General features: G+C 34.9%; 18 protein-coding genes and 2 pseudogenes. 1 reads left to right on the forward strand and 19 read right to left on the reverse strand.

Annotated elements, in window-relative coordinates; genetic code table 11:
* From AAC053_RS10305 to AAC053_RS10320, 4 genes are all read right to left on the reverse strand, one after another.
* The coding region (locus AAC053_RS10305) for a bestrophin family ion channel (RefSeq protein ID WP_339755983.1) at positions 1–665 on the reverse strand (665 nt) is incomplete at its 3' end.
* Between the two features lie 54 nt (positions 666–719).
* Positions 720–2768, reverse strand: coding sequence for a thiamine pyrophosphate-dependent enzyme (locus AAC053_RS10310; RefSeq protein WP_339755986.1), 2049 nt, complete (start codon positions 2766–2768; stop codon positions 720–722).
* A 334-nt stretch (positions 2769–3102) separates the two neighbouring features.
* Positions 3103–4170 carry a branched-chain amino acid aminotransferase gene (locus AAC053_RS10315; protein ID WP_339755988.1) on the reverse strand — a complete coding sequence of 356 codons (1068 nt, stop codon included), beginning with the start codon at positions 4168–4170 and terminating at the stop codon, positions 3103–3105.
* A 45-nt stretch (positions 4171–4215) separates the two neighbouring features.
* Positions 4216–5505, reverse strand: coding sequence for a dihydrolipoamide acetyltransferase family protein (locus AAC053_RS10320; protein ID WP_339756024.1), 1290 nt, complete (start codon positions 5503–5505; stop codon positions 4216–4218).
* A gap of 190 nt (positions 5506–5695) precedes the next feature.
* Between AAC053_RS10320 and AAC053_RS10325 the strand changes: the two genes are divergently transcribed.
* Positions 5696–6172, forward strand: a complete 477-nt coding sequence (locus AAC053_RS10325) for an Lrp/AsnC family transcriptional regulator (RefSeq protein WP_339755991.1) — start codon at positions 5696–5698, stop codon at positions 6170–6172.
* A 3-nt stretch (positions 6173–6175) separates the two neighbouring features.
* Here the strand turns inward: AAC053_RS10325 and AAC053_RS10330 are convergent, their stop codons facing one another.
* From AAC053_RS10330 to AAC053_RS10400, 15 genes and pseudogenes are all read right to left on the reverse strand, one after another.
* Positions 6176–6772, reverse strand: a complete 597-nt coding sequence (locus tag AAC053_RS10330; RefSeq protein WP_339755992.1) for a transferase hexapeptide repeat family protein — start codon at positions 6770–6772, stop codon at positions 6176–6178.
* Between the two features lie 95 nt (positions 6773–6867).
* Positions 6868–7620 (reverse strand): enoyl-CoA hydratase/isomerase family protein, encoded by a 753-nt coding sequence (locus AAC053_RS10335; protein ID WP_339755994.1) that lies wholly within the window; start codon positions 7618–7620, stop codon positions 6868–6870.
* A gap of 1 nt (position 7621) precedes the next feature.
* Entirely contained in the window at positions 7622–10120 is a 2499-nt protein-coding gene (gene paaZ / locus AAC053_RS10340) for a phenylacetic acid degradation bifunctional protein PaaZ (RefSeq protein ID WP_339755997.1), read from the reverse strand.
* 87 nt (positions 10121–10207) lie between these two features.
* Positions 10208–11422 carry a 3-oxoadipyl-CoA thiolase gene (gene pcaF, locus AAC053_RS10345; RefSeq protein WP_339756000.1) on the reverse strand — a complete coding sequence of 405 codons (1215 nt, stop codon included), beginning with the start codon at positions 11420–11422 and terminating at the stop codon, positions 10208–10210.
* A 53-nt stretch (positions 11423–11475) separates the two neighbouring features.
* On the reverse strand, positions 11476–11883 hold the full coding sequence (locus AAC053_RS10350; RefSeq protein ID WP_339756003.1) for a hotdog fold thioesterase: 408 nt from the start codon (positions 11881–11883) through the stop codon (positions 11476–11478).
* 77 nt (positions 11884–11960) lie between these two features.
* Positions 11961–13166 (reverse strand): 3-hydroxyacyl-CoA dehydrogenase NAD-binding domain-containing protein, encoded by a 1206-nt coding sequence (locus tag AAC053_RS10355; RefSeq protein WP_339756006.1) that lies wholly within the window; start codon positions 13164–13166, stop codon positions 11961–11963.
* A gap of 21 nt (positions 13167–13187) precedes the next feature.
* Positions 13188–13550, reverse strand: coding sequence for a four helix bundle protein (locus AAC053_RS10360; protein ID WP_339756009.1), 363 nt, complete (start codon positions 13548–13550; stop codon positions 13188–13190).
* A 68-nt stretch (positions 13551–13618) separates the two neighbouring features.
* Positions 13619–14518: a pyridoxal-phosphate dependent enzyme gene (locus AAC053_RS10365; RefSeq protein WP_339756027.1), complete on the reverse strand. Its 900-nt coding sequence runs from the start codon at positions 14516–14518 to the stop codon at positions 13619–13621.
* A gap of 114 nt (positions 14519–14632) precedes the next feature.
* A pseudogene (locus AAC053_RS10370) lies at positions 14633–14950 on the reverse strand (endonuclease domain-containing protein); the annotation flags it as partial.
* A gap of 53 nt (positions 14951–15003) precedes the next feature.
* Positions 15004–15783: an enoyl-CoA hydratase-related protein gene (locus AAC053_RS10375; RefSeq protein WP_339756012.1), complete on the reverse strand. Its 780-nt coding sequence runs from the start codon at positions 15781–15783 to the stop codon at positions 15004–15006.
* Between the two features lies 1 nt (position 15784).
* Positions 15785–16141, reverse strand: coding sequence for a VOC family protein (locus AAC053_RS10380; protein ID WP_339756014.1), 357 nt, complete (start codon positions 16139–16141; stop codon positions 15785–15787).
* Positions 16141–16641 (reverse strand): 1,2-phenylacetyl-CoA epoxidase subunit PaaD, encoded by a 501-nt coding sequence (gene paaD / locus AAC053_RS10385; protein ID WP_339756017.1) that lies wholly within the window; start codon positions 16639–16641, stop codon positions 16141–16143. The genes AAC053_RS10380 and paaD overlap by 1 nt, the downstream gene beginning before the upstream one ends.
* 1 nt (position 16642) lies before the next feature.
* Positions 16643–17398: a 1,2-phenylacetyl-CoA epoxidase subunit PaaC gene (gene paaC, locus AAC053_RS10390; protein ID WP_339756020.1), complete on the reverse strand. Its 756-nt coding sequence runs from the start codon at positions 17396–17398 to the stop codon at positions 16643–16645.
* Between the two features lie 54 nt (positions 17399–17452).
* Entirely contained in the window at positions 17453–17740 is a 288-nt protein-coding gene (paaB, locus tag AAC053_RS10395; protein WP_339756022.1) for a 1,2-phenylacetyl-CoA epoxidase subunit PaaB, read from the reverse strand.
* A 48-nt stretch (positions 17741–17788) separates the two neighbouring features.
* Positions 17789–17914: pseudogene (locus tag AAC053_RS10400) on the reverse strand (GIY-YIG nuclease family protein); the annotation flags it as partial.

The raw sequence follows: 17914 nt of genomic DNA on the forward strand, positions 1-17914 counted from the left end.
AATAAAGATTCCAAAACATTTTCAAGTTCTAAAAAGGAAAATTCCCAAATTATTCCTTGCTCTTTTAATCGTCTAAAGTGCTTTGATTGTAAATACAATATTGCCGTTTGCTTATTTCCTTTAGATAAAACATAACTTTTCTCATCCTCTGATAGATACATCATTAGGTTATCTTCAAGAGAAGACACTTCTTCTGGTATATGTATCATATCTCGCCACTCCCGATTAGTTTTAGCATGATGCTGCGTTTCCCAACTTTTTCTTTGGCGCATAGCATATCTCAATGCAGTCATCCAGGCAATATGACGATATATTAGTATCTTTTTATGTTGTTTCAATTCATCTTCAGAAACAGGATCTTTACAATATTCATTAGTAACCATATCTTGCACTTTCATTCCCAAAGTGCGAGACGTATTTACTATAGCACCCCAAATCATTCGCGCTTCCCATATACGTCCGTAAGCAGAATTATTTTGAAAACCTACCAAAAACGCCACAGCTGTACCAATTAATGCAACAGGTGTCCATGGTACATTTAGAAATGTAAATCCAAAAACTTTATAAAGAAGAGTAATAACACCAGCATAAAGGAGATAAATCAATGTTTCTCCTCTTGTCCAAAGCACCATGTCTTTGATTGAGTAGCGTTTTTTGGTAAGCATTTAACTGAATTTAATTTGATGTAAGATACTAAAAATCTTACATCAGATAATCAGCTAGTAACTTAATAGATCTTCAATTTTCACTTTTACTTTTTCAGTTGAAGGAATCATGGTTTGCTCTAAAGTTGAATTTAAAGGTACTGCTGGCATATTCTCACTACCAATAGTTATCACTGGCGCATCTAAATATTTGAAGCATTCTTCTTGTATTTTCCCAGACAATGCTCTTGCAAAACTATTATTTGAAGGCTCTTCTGTTACCACCAAACATTTACCCGTTTTCTTAACGGACTTCATAATCGTGTCTTCATCCAAAGGATACAGTGTTCTTAAATCAATAATTTCAATTTGGTCACGCATGCCTAATTCACCTGAAGCATTATAAGACCAATGCACTCCCATTCCATAGGTTACTATAGTTAGGGTTTCTACGCTTTCTTGTTTCCAAATTTCTTGAAGTACCCAAGCTTTACCAAAAGGTAGTACATAATCTTCACTAGGCTCAACAGAAGTTGCCGTAAGTGTGCCTGGTACTTTAGACCAATACAGGCCTTTATGCTCTAAAATAACGACAGGATTTGGATCGTAATATGCTGCTTTCATTAACCCTTTAAGATCAGCGCCATTACTTGGATAGGCTATTTTAATTCCTCTAATATTTGTGATGACACTTTCTACAGAAGACGAATGATAAGGTCCACCACTTCCATAAGCCCCAATTGGCACCCTTAAAATCATACTTACTGGCCATTTTCCATTACTCAAGTAACAGCTACGACTCACTTCTGTAAACAATTGATTGAGACCTGGCCAAATATAATCTGCAAATTGCACCTCAACAATAGGTTTTAAACCAACAGCACTCATTCCTACAGTAGAACCCACAATAAATGCCTCTTGTATAGGTGTATTAAAAACGCGGTCATCTCCAAACTTCTGTGCTAAAGTAGCTGCTTCTCTAAACACACCCCCTAATCGTCCACCAACGTCTTGTCCGTATAGTAAACATTCTTTGTGTTCCTTCATTAGCTCTTCTACAGCGAATAAAGCACAATCAACCATTACCACTTTTTCTGCACCTTCTGGTGCACGAGTTCCTTTTTCTTCAGTAATTGGTGTTGGCACAAAATCGTTAGTAAATAAATCTTCAGGTTTTGGATCTTCAGCTTTTAATGCTTTTTGAAAGTCTGATTTTACTTTTGCTTTAGCTCTAATTTCTATAGCATTGATTTCTTTTTCCGAAAAGCCAGAATCTAATAATTGTTGTCTTAATACTGGATAAGGGTCACGAGATTTTGCTTCTTCTAAATCGTCGCGATACCATTCCATTCTTACACCAGAAGTATGATGATTTAATAAGGGAACTTTAGCGTGAACCAAAAATGGTCTACGCTCTTTTCGTATCGTATCAATTACTTTTTCTAAAGCCTCATAACTTTCTGTAAAATTTGCTCCATCAATAGAAATCGCTTCTAAACCATGAAACCCTTCTGCATATTCAAAAGCGTTTTGAGCTCTCGTCTCTGCTGCATTGGCTGAAATATCCCAACCATTATCTTGAACCAAATATAAAATTGGCATTTGCTTTAAGGCTGCCATTTGAAAGGCTTCTGCAATCTCTCCTTCTGTAACTGATGCATCACCTAATGAACAGACAGAGATTGGGCTTTCTATTGAACTATCATTTAATCCTTGTAATTCTTTGTACTGCATTCCCATAGCAACTCCAGTTGCGGGAATAGCTTGCATACCTGTTGCTGAAGATTGATGCGGAATTTTTGGTTTATCGTCATCCTTTAAACTAGGATGCGAATAATAACTTCTTCCTGCAGAAAATGGATCATCCTTTTTTGCTAATAATTGAAGCATTAAGTCATAAGGTTCTAGACCAAATGATAACAACATAGCATCATCTCTATAATATGGAAATGCAAAATCTTGAGGCAACAGTTGTAATCCTAATGCAATTTGAATAGCTTCATGTCCACGAGACGTCGCATGTACATATTTTGAAACCTGCTTAAAATTGGCTTCATATAATTCTGTCATTGCTTTCGCAGTACAAAGCTTTGAAAATCCTTTTTCTAGTGTTTTCTTATCCATACCTGTCATTCCTACAAAAGCAGAAATCTGTTTTTATTAGTTACTTTAATGTGGATTCCTGTTTAGCAGGAATGACAAAATCGTTATTTTAATCTTTCCGTCGGTTCGAGTGAAATTGCTTTTTTTGCAATTTTGTATCGAGAACTCTTGTAGCTTCTCAATACAATTTACTCGAAGTGATGTTACTCTTAATAAATATACTAAAACATAATAATTTCAATGTTTTTAGCTGATAGATGCGTTAGCGATTGAGGCTTTGTTGAAGCTCTTTTTTGTTTTTCTCAAAAAAAGCGACTGCTGAAAGCGCGACCCTTGTGGTAACGCCCAAAATATACTATACCAATTTCTTTTTCACTTTAGTCATCCATCCAAATCTATCTTGGAGTTGACCCGTTTTAATGGCATTCAATGTATCATTAACTTCTAATCCAACAGGGCTTTCGTCAGACACAGGAATTGTTTCTCCTTCTAATCCTATTTCTTTAATATATGCTATGCCAACAGCTGTACCTGTTCCAAAAGCTTCTTCTAATGTTCCATTTTCTGAAGCTGACTTAATTTCGTCAATCCCAATTTTGCGCTCAGTTACATTGTAATTCATTGCCTTAAGCATTTCTATAACACTAGCTCGTGTAATACCATGAAGAACAGATCCATCTAATTCTGGCGTAATAAACTCACCTTTAATTTTAAAGAAGATATTCATCGTACCAACCTCTTGAATATACTTGTGCTCTACAGCATCTAACCATAACACCTGATCGTAACCTTTAGCTTTTGCTAACTCGGTAGGACGAATTGCAGCAGCATAATTTCCAGCAGCTTTTGCTTCACCAGTTCCACCAAGAGTTGCTCTAATATATTGTTTCTCTGCCCATAATTTTATGTGCTTACTAAAAAATGGTCCAGCAGGTGATGCCATAATTATAAACTTATAATGTGTAGCGGCACGCATGCCAATAAATGGTTCGTCTGCGTACATAAAAGGTCTTAAGTACAAGGCACTTCCTTGTTGTGGCGGAATCCAATTATGCTCCAATCCAACTAATTCTTTCAAACCATCTACAAATAATTCTTCTGGTACGTTAGGCATTCCCATACGGTCTGCACTTTTATTTAAACGTTTAGCATTCTGCTCTGGTCTAAATAGCATTGGTGCACCTTCAGTGTCTTTATATGCTTTCATACCCTCAAAAATAGCTTGCCCATAGTGAAGCGCCATGGCAGCAGGATGTGTTGGTATTAATCCTAGTGGTACTATTCTTGCCTTTGTCCATGTACCATTTTCGTAATCGCATACAAACATGTGATCTGTAAAAGTGGTTCCTAAAGGGATGTTGTTAAAATCTAAAGCGTCAACTTTAGACTTTTCCACTTTGGTTATTGAAATATTGTAACTCATAATATTAGGTATATGAGATCCTAAAACTAGTTCAGGATGACACGTTTATATTCTTCTATTGGTATCAAACTGTTCAAAATAATCAGCAACTCTGCGCACAAAGCTTCCACCTAAAAATCCATCAACTACGCGATGATCAAAAGACAGAGACAGATACATCATACTTCTAATAGCAATTTCATCTCCTTTTTCTGTAGTAATTACTTCAGGTCGTTTTTTAATAATTCCTAAAGCTAGTATGGCAACTTCAGGCTGATTAATAATCGGTGTTCCCATGACGCTTCCAAAGGTTCCTACGTTAGAGATGGTGAATGTGCTGCCTTTAATATCGTCACCTACAAGTTTATTCTCTCTCGCTTTATTCGCTAACTCATTAACCTTTGCTGCTAATTCTTTTAAATTTTTAGCATTAGCATTTTTCACTACTGGCACAATAAGATTTCCACTTGGAAGTGCTGTTGCCATTCCAATATTAATATTCTCTTTAACTATGATATTATTACCATCTACCGAAGCATTAATATTTGGAAAATCCTTGACTGCTTTTGCAACTGCTTCAACGAATAATGGTGTAAAGGTTAATCGCTCACCATATTTTTCTTGAAACGGTATTTTATTAGCATTTCTCCAGTTTACCATATTGGTTAAATCCGCTTCTACATATGCTGTAACGTGAGGAGATGTATGCTTAGAATACACCATATGATCCGCAATCATTTTACGCATGCGATCCATTTCTATGACCTTGCCCTTCCCTTTATCGAAGTTTAATTGAGGAATACGGTATGCTGTTGGGTCTTGTTGTGCGACTGGTTGTGTAAACTTATATGGTCGTCCTTCTTCAATATATTGAAAAAGGTCACTTTTACGCAAACGTCCTTCTTTTCCTGTTGCAGGAATTCTCGCTAATTCTTCAAAACTGATATGTTGTTCTTTCGCTATTGAAATAATCAGTGGCGAAAAGAATGTATTTGAATTTGAAACTGAAACTGAAAACGAATTTGAAGGTTTTTCAACTGCCTTTAGTTTTTTAGAAATTTTCGGCTTTTCTGTATTTGCTTTTTTTGTAGAAACTTCTGTTTTACTTACTTTCTTTTTAGATGTTGCTGAGCTCTCATCTACTTTAATGATGGCAATGGTCTCACCTATTTTAATAACATCATTAGCATTATATAAAATATCTACAATTTCACCTGAAACATTGGATGGTACTTCAGAATCCACTTTATCCGTAGCTACCTCAAGTAACATTTCGTCATCTTCTATAGTATCACCAACATTTTTAAACCACGTAATAATCGCAGCTTCAGTGATACTTTCGCCCAATTTAGGCATCTTAAATTCGAAATTTCCCAAGCTATAATAATTTTTTATACAAGAAATAAAGATAATTCAATTTGAATTTATCTATAATTAAAAACTTGTAATTAAACTCTGAAAAGGTTTTTATTCTGATTTATTATATTATTTAGGTAATAAATTCTTTTATATTTACATTTCATTCATTTAGAATTATAATATGCTTATGCCATACAATCTCGATAAAATTGATACTCAAATTTTAGGTATACTTCAAAAAGACAGCAACAGAACTACTAAAAGCATAGCTGAAGAACTTGGTATGACCACTTCACCAATTTTTGAACGCATTAAAAAGCTTGAAAAAGAAGGTTATATAAAAAAGTATGTTGCTGTTTTAGACAATAAGAAAATAGGCTTAAAACTAACTGTTTTTATTGGCATAACCTTACAAGGTCACACCAGAAGTTATTTAGAGAAATTTGTAAAAGAAATAAACAACTTTCCTGAGATTGTAGAATGTCATCGCGTGAGTGGAAATTTTGATTACCTCCTAAAATTAGTAGTAGAAGATATTGAAGCCTACGAAAGATTTATAATGTCCAAACTTACACTTCTTTCTTACCTTGGAAACGTACAAAGTTTGATTACACTCTCTACAGGAAAAGAGACTAATGAAATTGACTTGAGCGGAATTATGTAGTGTTTACTTTTTAAAAGTCTCTCTTAGTGTTTTATAGACATCATCTTGAACTTTCATTTCTTCAGGCAATTCTCTTAATGGCTCAACTGCTTTTAAGGAATCATGGCAATCTGCAGGTAATTGTTGATATAGTTCTGTGCCTTTCGTTTTCCAAACGATCATTTCGTCACTCACTTGCTTAACGACTTTTGCCGGATTACCAACTACTAAACTTCGTTTTGGAATTATAGTTTCTGCCATTACAAAAGCCATAGCACCGACAATACTTTCATCCCCAATTTCTGCATCATCCATTATTACAGAATTCATTCCAATAAGACAATTTCTACCCAAATTAGCACCATGAATTATGGCTCCGTGACCAACATGTGCACTTTCTTTTAAGGTGATTGATTTCCCAGGAAACATATGGACTGTACAATTTTCTTGCACATTGACTCCATCTTCTAATATAATTTGTCCCCAATCACCACGGATTGCAGCTCCTGGACCAATGTAACAGTTTTTACCAATAATAACATTTCCGGTAACAGCTGCTAAAGGGTGCACAAAACTACTTTCGTGAACAACTGGCGTGTAGCCTTTAAAACTGTAAACCATTTTCTATTATTTGAGATTGTGGATTAACGATTTTTGATTTTTGAAGTTCTCACTCATACTTCTAAAATCTCTAATCGACATTCTTCAATCGTTAATCACTTAAACCCTTTTAATTTCTCTTTTGTAAACTCAGATAGAACTAAACGACCACTAGTTTGAGCTCGTTCTGCTAATAAGTTATCCCAATCATCAGTTCCATTCCAAAATACTTTTTTCATCTCTAGCATAGCTTCAGTATTGTAAGTGCATAAATGCTCTGCTGCTGTTTTTACGGCTTCGTCTAATTCTTCGGCACTTTCATATACTTGTGTGAATAAGCCTTTTTGTTTTGCCCATTCTGCTGGATAAAATGAGTTGGCGTCAATTGCAATTTGCGACATAGCGCTCAATCCTATTTTACGCTCAATTGCTGGTCCTACAACAAATGGTCCAATTCCAATATTAAGCTCGCTCAACTTGATTGCGGCAAACTTTGTTCCCATACAATAATCCGTTGATGCTGCTAATCCAACTCCTCCTCCAACAGTTTTTCCTTGAATACGACCTATAATGAATTTTGGACACTTTCGCATCGCATTAATCACATTTGCAAACCCTGAAAAAAATACTTTACCAGTTGCAGCATCATTTATATTAATCAATTCTTTAAAGCTTGCACCAGCACAAAACGTTCTGTCTCCTCCACTTTTTAGCACAATGACTTTAATGGAGTTATTCTGACCTGCTTCAGTAATTGTATTCGCCAATTTCGCCAATATATCACCTGGAAGTGAATTATGCGCAGGATGAAAAAATTCAATATATCCTACTTCGTTTTCTATCGTTAATTTAACGTATGGTTTTGTCATATTATAATAATCCAAATTGTTCAAAATGATGATTTAAATGCTTGCGCTCCATTAAATACCACTCATATCTATTTAATTCACCAAATACCATATTACTTAATATGGCATCTGGGTTTTCTTTAAAATACTCTAAGTACTTTTCACGCTGTTCTTTAAATTTCTCAATTGCTGTTGCCAAATTATCATGTTTCAATTCATCAAGCGTGTCTTTTTCCAACAATGGGAAATTTGAATTCAGAGGGAACTTATTGTAATTCCATAAGCTATTCTTCACCTTTTCTAAAATCTTTTCTGGTGTAGCAATATCAAAATCTTGGATTTCACCTGAGGCAATTTTATAGGTGTATTCCAAATGTTCAATCATGTGTTGTGGTGACATAATTCCCCATTTTGGTTTTGTGCCTTCAGAAAGTTGACTCAAACATTCATCAATTTTTTCATCTGTCATTTCAATAAAAACTTCTTGTTTTTTCTGAACCATTGTAAGAACGGTTGCTAATGCTACCAATTCATCATCTGCATCAAAAATTTCAGCAAACCATTTTACAATACCGCTTGGATGTTCAGCACTTGCAACATCACGATCTATTTTTTGCTTACATGTTAAGCGCACATAAATCGTATCGTTGTGATATAATGGTCTTAAAAAACGGCATTCTTCTAATCCGTAATTAGCAGAAACTGGTCCTTTGTTTGGATAAACAAATAATCCAGCAGCAGCAGATATTATAAAATAGCCATGAGCCGTTCTCTTTTCAAAAATACTTCCATCTAAAGATGTAATATCTGTATGTGCATAAAAATGATCCCAAGTGATGTTGGCAAAATTTATAATGTCTGTATCTGTGAAAGTACGTTTATGCGTCTTCATTGACATTCCTGGTTGAATGTCTTCCCAATGGTATTTAAATGGATGCTGTTCTGCTTCCTTATATTTTGCGTTTTGCTGGTAAATACCAGTAATTTCTGTTATTGTTGTTGGCGAACCTTGAATGGCTGTACGCTGCAAATAATGTTTAATACCTCGCATTCCTCCCATTTCTTCTCCTCCACCAGCACGTCCTGGACCACCATGAACCAAGTATGGTAATGGCGAACCATGTCCTGTACTTTCTTTAGCACTTTCTCTATTAAGTACTAGGATTCTTCCATGATGACTTGCAGCATTAATAACATATTCTTTTGCTATTTTATCATCGTTAGTTGCAATGGAAGATACTAAAGAGCCTTTACCCATTTGCGCTAAAGTAATAGCTTCTTCTAAATTTTTATAAGGCATTATTGTACTTACTGGTCCGAAAGCCTCACGTTCGTGAATAACTGTATTTTGAAATGGATGATCTGCTCTTAATAAAATTGGGCTAATGAAAGCACCTTTTTTAGCATCTGCACCAATCGTTTCAATTTTATCTAAACTTCCGTAAACGATTTGTGCTTCTTTTGCTAAATCATTTACCGAATCTCTTACGGCTTGTACTTGTTGATGACTTACAAGTGACCCCATTCTAACTTCTTTGAGTCTTGGATCACCAATAGTAATCTTATCTAAAGCCTTTCCTAGCGATATCTGAACATCTTCAACTAAATTCTCAGGAACAATAATTCGTCTAATCGCTGTACATTTTTGTCCAGCTTTAACGGTCATTTCTTTACGAACCTCCTTGATAAACAAATCGAATTCTGGTGTTCCAGGAACAGCGTCTTCACCTAAGATAGAAGCATTCAAAGAATCGGCTTCCATCGTAAATGGCACAGATTCTTGTATCAATCTTGGATGTGCTTTAAGCAATCTTCCTATTCGTGCTGAACCCGTAAAAGTGACTACATCTTGAGACTCAACAGTATCTAAAATGGTTTTTACGGTTCCGTTAATGATTTGCAAAGCTCCTTCTGGTAAGATTCCAGAATCGATAATTACTCTTGCAACTGCTTCTGCTAAATAGGATGATGAAGGCGCTGGCAAAACTACTGCTGGCACTCCAGCCATCCAATTGACTGCACACTTCTCTAACATTCCCCAAACAGGGAAATTAAAAGCATTGATATGTACGGCTACTCCTTTTTTAGGCACCATAATATGATGTGCCATAAAGCGTCCTCCACGAGATAAATCGATCGCATCACCTTCAACATGATAAGGTTGATTTGGGAATAGTTTTCTTAATGATGCATTAGCAAACAAGTTTCCGAAACCACCTTCAATATCTATCCAACTATCTACTTTTGTTGCTCCAGTTCTGTAACTTAAATCGTAAAACGCATTCTTTCTTTTGGTAAGATATAATGCTAAACTTTTGAGCATGTTTCCACGTTCTTGAAACGTCATTTTACGAAGTTTTTCACCTCCTGTAGTTCTTCCGTAGTTTAGAATTTCTGGGATATCTAAGCCTTCAATGGCTACACTAGTGAATGCTTCTCCAGTAACTGCATCAAGAATTGGTGTTCCTTCTTCTTTTCCTGTTGTCCATTGTCCTTGGACGTAGTGCTGAATCTTGTTCATCATTATTATTTGAGAATATTGATTAACGATTTTTGATTTCTGAAGTTCTACTCACCTCTCAAATCTCCAATCGACAATCTTCAATCGTTAATTTTTCATTCGTTCAATTATAGCTGCATAGCCTTGCCCTACTCCAATACACATCGTAATTAATGCATACTTCTTATTTTGCTCGTGCAACTCTAAAGCCGCTGAATAGGCTATTCTAGCACCTGTGACTCCTAATGGATGACCAATCGCAATTGAACCTCCATTTGGATTTAATCTTGGGTCATCATCTGCTAATCCCCAAGCTCTAGTGCATGCTAATGCTTGCGCTGCAAATGCTTCATTTAACTCAATAACATCCATATCATCCATCGTTAATCCTGCTTTTTCCAAAGCTTTATTAGATGCTTGAACAGGACCAATACCCATAATTCTTGGTTCTACACCAACGACGGCAGAACTTACTATTCTTGCTAATGGTTTTAGATTGTATTTTTTTACTGCATCTTCTGATGCTATAATTGTCGCAGCTGCTCCATCGTTTAATCCTGATGAATTTCCAGCTGTGACACTTCCTCCTTCTTTTTTAAAGGCAGCTCTTAATTTCCCTAAAACTTCTAATGAGGTTGTTGGTTTTACAAATTCATCTTTAAAAAATAGGATTGGATCTTTTTTGCGTTGCGGAATTTCTACAGTTATAATTTCTTTTGCTAATCGACCATTCTCTTGCGCCTTAGTCGCTTTCATTTGACTCCAATACGCAAACTTATCTTGATCCTCTCGTGAAATATTATATTTTTCTACTAAATTTTCAGCTGTGTTTCCCATGCCATCAGTTCCATAAAGCTTTTGCATTTTCGGATTGATAAAACGCCATCCGAAACTCGAATCATACATTTTTGAGTCATTACCAAAAGCACTTGATGGTTTTGCGATAACGTATGGTCCACGAGTCATATTCTCAACACCTCCAGATATAAACACATCTCCATCACCAGCTTTAATAGCACGATTAGCATGAATTATTGCTGATAATCCTGAACTACATAGACGATTTACGGTTTCACCAGGAACTGTAAAAGGTAAACCAGCCAATAATGATGACATGCGAGCTACATTACGATTATCTTCTCCTGCCTGATTAGCGCAACCCATTATCACATCGTCATAAGCTTCTTTTGGAATACTTGGATTTCGTTTAACTATTTCTGAAATTACCAATGCTCCTAAATCGTCTGTTCTAACAGCAGACAAAGTACCTTTGTAATTTCCTATTGGCGTTCTAATTCCGTCTATTATGTATGCTTCTTTCATTTGATATTTTATAATGTCTTAAATTGGTCAAATGTAATCTTCGATTTCATTATTTACTCTTCCCAATCTTTTTGAGTTCTATAAACTACACCTTTAAAAAGTGCTACTAATTCATCACCTCGTTTTACTTCAATAATATTGAAACCTAGTTTGTTATTTACTTTTTCTATTACTGATTCTGCAATCAAATAATCACCTTCATCTAAAGCTTCGATATGGTTAATACTGGTTTCAATAGACACGGCATATTTGCCATGTGTGTTAGCTGCAAAACCGAATGCTGTATCTGCTAATGAATAGCTAACTCCACCATGCGCTTTGTTCATACTATTAAGCATATCCTTTCTAATAGTCATGGCTACTTTACAGCGACCAATTTCACATTCTAAAATCTCTATTCCTAACCATTGACTAAAAGCATCTTGACTAAGCATTTTATGTGGAATCTGTTCTCCTTTCATATTCTATTTTGTCATTGCGAGGACGAAGGACGTGGCAATCTCATTATGAGATTCTTCGCTTCGCTCTGAATGACATTCTAATTAAAAAACGCTTTATTTTCTCTATTCATTTTACGTAATAATGGACTACAACGGTACCGATCTTCGTGATATTCATCATATAATCTATCTAAAGCATTAACACATAAATCGATTCCTATCTCATCTGCCCAAGCCAACAAACCTTTAGGATAGTTAACACCTTTAGTCATTGCATTATCTATATCTTCTGCTGAAGCAATATTCAAAAACAAGGCATCAGCTGCTTCATTGATTAGCATTATTATAACACGATTAAATATTTTCTGTGACAATTCTTTATCCTCTATTGGAACTGGTTTTGTAGCTCCTTCTGTGTAATCGTAATAACCTTTACCAGATTTTCTACCTAAATAACCTGCTTCTGCGAAACGTTTTTGTGTAAATGCTGGCTTGTATCTTGGATCGAAATAGAACGCAGTAAATACAGATTCTGTTACTGTATAATTTACATCGTTTCCAATAAAATCCATAAGTTCAAATGGCCCCATTCTAAAACCTCCTATGGTTTTTAAACTCCAATCAATAGTTGCAAAATCTGCAATACCTTCTTCATAAATTCTTAGGGCTTCACCATAGAATGGTCTTGCCACTCTATTCACAATAAATCCTGGTGTGTCTTTTGCAACGGCTACTACTTTTTTCCAATCAGAAATCGTTTCAATTGATTTTTGAAGAACAGCTTCGGATGTTTGTATCGCAGGAATCACCTCAACCAACTTCATTAGAGGTGCTGGATTAAAGAAATGTATTCCGACACAACGTTCTGGCTTTTGTAATGACGCAGCAATTGATGCAATAGACAAACTAGATGTGTTTGATGCGATGATACAATCTTCAGACACATAACTTTCTAATTCTGAAAACACTTTCTTTTTGATATCTAGATTCTCAACAATTGCTTCAATAGTAAGATTTGAATCTGACAAATCTTTCAAAGTATCAACGTAAGTAATATTAGTTTGAATTCTAGTTTTCTCATCAGAATCAATTCTCCCTTTTTCAATTAAACGCAATAAGATTTTTTCTAATGCGGCTTTGGCTTTATCTAAAGCAATTTGATTAGTATCATACAATTTAACTTTACAACCAGCAGTTGCAGCTACTTGAGCAATACCACTCCCCATTGTTCCGCCTCCAATAATTCCTACCTTAAAAATTGGAGATTGTTGATTGTCGATTCTTGATTTTTGATTTTCACTCATACCTGATATTCAAACTATATTTTAAGCTTTTAATTTGTTTGAAGCCGTTTTGATACTCGCTACAAATATTGAAATTAGCTCGTTATTTTCTTTTGATAATTTTTCTAATAAATCTAAATCCGAAATTAGACTAGCCCCTTTCATGATTTTTAAATTTATGAAAGATTCTCTTAATTCTTTTAAGCAAATTTTCATTTTATGAAGAAAATCTCTTGTTGATTCTCCGCTTCTAGCTTCTCCATAATTTAATGCAGATGAAGTAGATGATCTAATTAATTGTTTTGCCAAATGTTCTGAAGCAAAAGATTTATCAATTTTCTTACATAATCGAATCACGTCAATTGCATATTGAGTTAATCTTTCTTCTAATTGATTAGGCTTCATTCATGTAATTTATTTAATTCTAAAATTCATAAATCAACAATCTTCAATCGTTAATCGTTAATCGTTAATCAGAATGGTAGATTTTTAACATCTACATTGCCGCCAGATAAAATGATACCGACGTTTTTGTTTTTAAATTCTTCTTTATTCTTCAATACTGCTGCAAAGGGCACGGCAGACGATGGTTCTATAATAATCTTCAATCGCTCCCAAATTAATTGCATGGCATTAATAATTTCATCTTCTTCAACTCGTATAATCTTATCGACATACTTTTGAATAATCGGAAAATTTCGATCACCCAAATTAGTTCTTAAACCATCTGCAATTGTATTGACACTATCATTAGTTTCAATTTTTCCGGAAATTAAAGAGCGAAAAGCATCATCAGCCTCCATAGGTTCTCCTCCAATCACTTTGCAGTTGTCAGAAAAATAATGCGCGGCTAAAGCTGTTCCTGAAATTAGCCCTCCTCCTCCGATTGGTGTTAAAATTACATCTAAATTAGGACATTCTTCTAACAGTTCTATCGCAGCTGTACTATTTCCATAAATTACCTCATCGTGATTAGATGGATGTAGAAAAGAAGCTCCTTTTTCTTTTTGTACTCTACTAGCTGTTTTTTCTCTAGTTTGTGGTGTTGATTCGCATTCTATTATTTCACCTTCATACGTCAAAACACCATCTTTTTTTACTTGTGGCGCATTTTCAGGCATTACGATATATGCTTTTACTCCTAGTTTTTGTGCTGCTAAAGAAACCGCTTGTGCAAAATTACCAGAGGAATGTGTAACGACTCCGCGTTGTCTTTCTTCCTCAGAAAGCGATAAGATAGCATTAGCTGCTCCTCGCATTTTAAAGGCTCCCATTTTCTGAAAGTTCTCGCATTTAAATACAATATTAGCATCTACCATATCATTTAATAAACTCGAACTTAATACGGGTGTTTTGTTAATAAATGGTTTTATTCTATGGTGAACTTCTATAAGGGTTTGTTTTAAATCGACACGATTGTCCCCTTGAGGGGACTTTAGGGGTGTTTTTAAATTCTTCACTTTTTGTTCAAGTGATAATGAAACACTAAACATATTATTCTTAACATCTGAATCAGAAAACCTTATAAATTGAACGCCTTGTTTTTCTAATTTATTTTGCCTATTTAAATCTTCAAAGTATCTATAATCGTGTGAATTACCGTCAACCTCAATAGCCAACATCAGTTCATGACAATAAAAGTCTACTATATAATCTAGTATTGGCACTTGTCTATGAAACTGAACATCTAAAGCTCGGTTTTTGATTGCTTTCCAGACTAAAACTTCAGCAAGTGTACCATTTTTTCTTAGCTGTCTAGCGTATTCTTTTAGTTTAGGATTATATGGAATTATTTTGTTTTTCACTCTTTTTACACCCCTAAAGTCCCCTCAAGGGGACAATACTCCTATTAATATTTTTAATTGCCTTTAAATTTTGGTTTACGTTTTTCAATAAATGCCGCAACACCTTCTGCATAGTCATTACTCTGCGCTGCTTCAATTTGTAATTTAGATTCTAAGGCCAATTGATCCTCTAGAGTATTCGTCATAGACTTATTGAATAATTCCTTGATAAGACCTAAAGCTTTCGTTGGCATATTAGCTAGTTTTAATGCTAATTGATTTATAGTATCTTCAAAATCATCCAATAGTACCGATTTATAAATCATTCCCATTTTTTCTGCCTCTTCTGCTGAAATCTTATCACCTAACATAGCCAAAGCTTGTGCTTTTTGAAAGCCAATTAAACGTGGTAAAAAGAATGTACCAGCACTATCTGGTACTAAACCAATTAAACTAAAGGCTTGTATGAAACTTACTTTTTCGTGCGCTACTACAATATCACAGGCTAATGCTATATTTGCACCAGCTCCTGCAGCAACGCCATTTATGGCTCCAATGATTGGCTTTTTAATAGAACGTAATCTTGTAATAATTGGATTGTAGTGTTCTTCGAGTATTTTTTTAAATCCAGGATTTAAGTCTGGATCTGTCACTTCTTTTAAATCTTGACCTGCACAAAATGCCTTTCCATTTCCGGTAAGTACAATAGCTCTAACATCGCTGTTAGTTTCGCAGTCGTCCAAAATCGATTGAAGACTCAAAGCCATTTCACGATTAAAGCTGTTAAAAACTTCAGGTCTATTTAGCGTTATATGCGCTACTTTATTTTCTATTTTTAGTTCTATTGAACTCATATTATTCTGGTAATTTAAAATATGGGTTATAAATAATGCCAATAATGTTTTTCCACAGATCATAAACACTAGCAACCATAAGTTCACCACCTACATTATTCGGTTCTTCGTGAGTAGTTGCACCTAATTCGATCAAGTGGTTATATGCAATTTGAATGTCTTCAACTCCCCAATAAGATAATACATTATCTCCTTTTACTGAGTCATCTGGCAAGAGTCCTAACTCATAGCCTTGAATATTAAACCCAACATAAAAAGGTTCGTCAAAATATGGTTCAGTTTTGAATGCTTTGGAATACCAAGCTTTTGCCTCAGATAAATTATCGACTCTGTATACTGTTGTTCTTAATCCTAACATTACTTCAAGCATTTAAAATAATCGAATGGTTCTTGGCAATCATCACATTGAAATTGTGCTTTGCATGCAGTTGAACCAAACTGACTTACTAAACGTGTATTTTGTGAACCACAATTGGTGCACTTAACGATTCGTTTTCCATTAAGCAACACATCTTTATCGGCTTGTGCATCTAATGGTGCTGCTATTCCGTAATCTTCTAATGCTTTTCGACCTCTTGGTGTAATCCAATCAGTTGTCCATGCTGGATGCAGTATTAAATCAACTTTAGATTCGTAACCAGCTTCTTTTAGTGCTTTCTTAATATCGTCTCCAATCACATCCATTGCTGGACAACCACTGTAAGTTGGTGTGATTTCAACCTTAACAACATCATTAATTATAACTGCAGAACGCACAACTCCCATATCCATGATAGACAAGACTGGAATTTCTGGATCAGAAACCTGCTCTAGTATTGGAATTAAAATTTGGTCGATATTTTGTTCTGTTGTTGTCATGTTACCATTCCATGTTAGGATACGTGCGTTGCATGTATTGCAAATCACTTAATAAGTATCCTAAATGTTCTGTATGAATTCCTTCTTTACCTCCTTTTTGAAACCATTTAGATTCCGGAATTTCGAGTGTTGCTTCTTCTAAAAGATTGTTTACACTTTTGTAATAATCATCTTTTAGTTTGGTGACATCAACACCAATATTTTCAGCAACCATAGCTTTATCGGCTTCTGTTTGATGAAATAATTCATCAGTGTAAGTCCATAAATCATTGATCGCTTCTTGCATTTTTTCTTTGCTTTCTGATGTACCATCACCTAAACGCTTCACCCAATCAGATGAAAATCGCTCGTGATAACTCACTTCTTTAATACATTTGTTAGCAATAGCTGAAAGCGTTAAATCTGAACTCTTTTGTAATTCGGCCAAAAAAGCTAAATGATAAACATCAAATAAAAACTGACGACCAATTGAGTACGCAAAATTTATATTAGGCTGTTCTACCAATAATACATTTTTATAGTCGCGCTCTTTTCGAAGCATTGCTATATCATCTTCGGTTCTTTCATCTCCTGCAATTTTTGCAGCATATTGAAAATAGCTACGTACTTGTCCGAATAAATCTAATGAAATATTAGTACAAGCGATATCTGTTTCTAAACTTGGTCCATGACCACAGAGTTCTCCCATGCGTTGGCCTAGAATTAGACTGTTATCTGCGATACCAAGAATGTAATTGTATAAGTTTTCGTTTTTCATCCGAATTATTTCATTTGATGAGATCCTGAAACAAGTTCAGGATGACAAAAGTTGTTACATATGTTTTACTTCGTCTGGTAAATCGTAAAATGTTGGATGGCGATATACCTTATCTTGAGCAGGTTCAAACATTTCACCATTATTTTCAGGGTTTGAAGCTGTAATATGCTTCGATTCTACAACCCAAATACTTACACCTTCGTTTCGTCTTGTATAAACATCGCGAGCATTTTCTAAAGCCATATCAGAATCTGCAGCATGTAGACTACCACAATGCCTGTGCTCTAATCCGTTTTTACTTCTTACGAAGATTTCCCAAAGTGGCCAGTTTTTTGTTGACATAATTTTAGTGCCTGCGAAAGCAGGTATCTTATTAATTAAACCTTTAATTTACTTTCTAATTCTATTATTATTTAAACTCCAATTGATACTTAAATCTGTCCAATTTGGATTCATTTCTTCAATTAATTCGATTTTCCAATCTCTTTTCCATTTCTTGAATTGTCTTTCTCTTTT

The sequence above is a fragment of the uncultured Winogradskyella sp. genome, assembly GCF_963975125.1.
Lineage (GTDB): Bacteria > Bacteroidota > Bacteroidia > Flavobacteriales > Flavobacteriaceae > Winogradskyella.

Bases quoted from the DNA above. Each gene is read 5' to 3' on its own strand.
- AAC053_RS10310 (WP_339755986.1), bottom strand. From the start codon at position 2,768: ATGGATAAGAAAACACTAGAAAAAGGATTTTCAAAGCTTTGTACTGCG.
- AAC053_RS10315 (WP_339755988.1), bottom strand. From the start codon at position 4,170: ATGAGTTACAATATTTCAATAACCAAAGTGGAAAAGTCTAAAGTTGAC.
- AAC053_RS10320 (WP_339756024.1), bottom strand. From the start codon at position 5,505: ATGCCTAAATTGGGCGAAAGTATCACTGAAGCTGCGATTATTACGTGG.
- AAC053_RS10325 (WP_339755991.1), top strand. From the start codon at position 5,696: ATGCCATACAATCTCGATAAAATTGATACTCAAATTTTAGGTATACTT.
- AAC053_RS10330 (WP_339755992.1), bottom strand. From the start codon at position 6,772: ATGGTTTACAGTTTTAAAGGCTACACGCCAGTTGTTCACGAAAGTAGT.
- AAC053_RS10335 (WP_339755994.1), bottom strand. From the start codon at position 7,620: ATGACAAAACCATACGTTAAATTAACGATAGAAAACGAAGTAGGATAT.
- paaZ (WP_339755997.1), bottom strand. From the start codon at position 10,120: ATGAACAAGATTCAGCACTACGTCCAAGGACAATGGACAACAGGAAAA.
- pcaF (WP_339756000.1), bottom strand. From the start codon at position 11,422: ATGAAAGAAGCATACATAATAGACGGAATTAGAACGCCAATAGGAAAT.
- AAC053_RS10350 (WP_339756003.1), bottom strand. From the start codon at position 11,883: ATGAAAGGAGAACAGATTCCACATAAAATGCTTAGTCAAGATGCTTTT.
- AAC053_RS10355 (WP_339756006.1), bottom strand. From the start codon at position 13,166: ATGAGTGAAAATCAAAAATCAAGAATCGACAATCAACAATCTCCAATT.
- AAC053_RS10360 (WP_339756009.1), bottom strand. From the start codon at position 13,550: ATGAAGCCTAATCAATTAGAAGAAAGATTAACTCAATATGCAATTGAC.
- AAC053_RS10375 (WP_339756012.1), bottom strand. From the start codon at position 15,783: ATGAGTTCAATAGAACTAAAAATAGAAAATAAAGTAGCGCATATAACG.
- AAC053_RS10380 (WP_339756014.1), bottom strand. From the start codon at position 16,141: ATGTTAGGATTAAGAACAACAGTATACAGAGTCGATAATTTATCTGAG.
- paaD (WP_339756017.1), bottom strand. From the start codon at position 16,641: ATGACAACAACAGAACAAAATATCGACCAAATTTTAATTCCAATACTA.
- paaC (WP_339756020.1), bottom strand. From the start codon at position 17,398: ATGAAAAACGAAAACTTATACAATTACATTCTTGGTATCGCAGATAAC.
- paaB (WP_339756022.1), bottom strand. From the start codon at position 17,740: ATGTCAACAAAAAACTGGCCACTTTGGGAAATCTTCGTAAGAAGTAAA.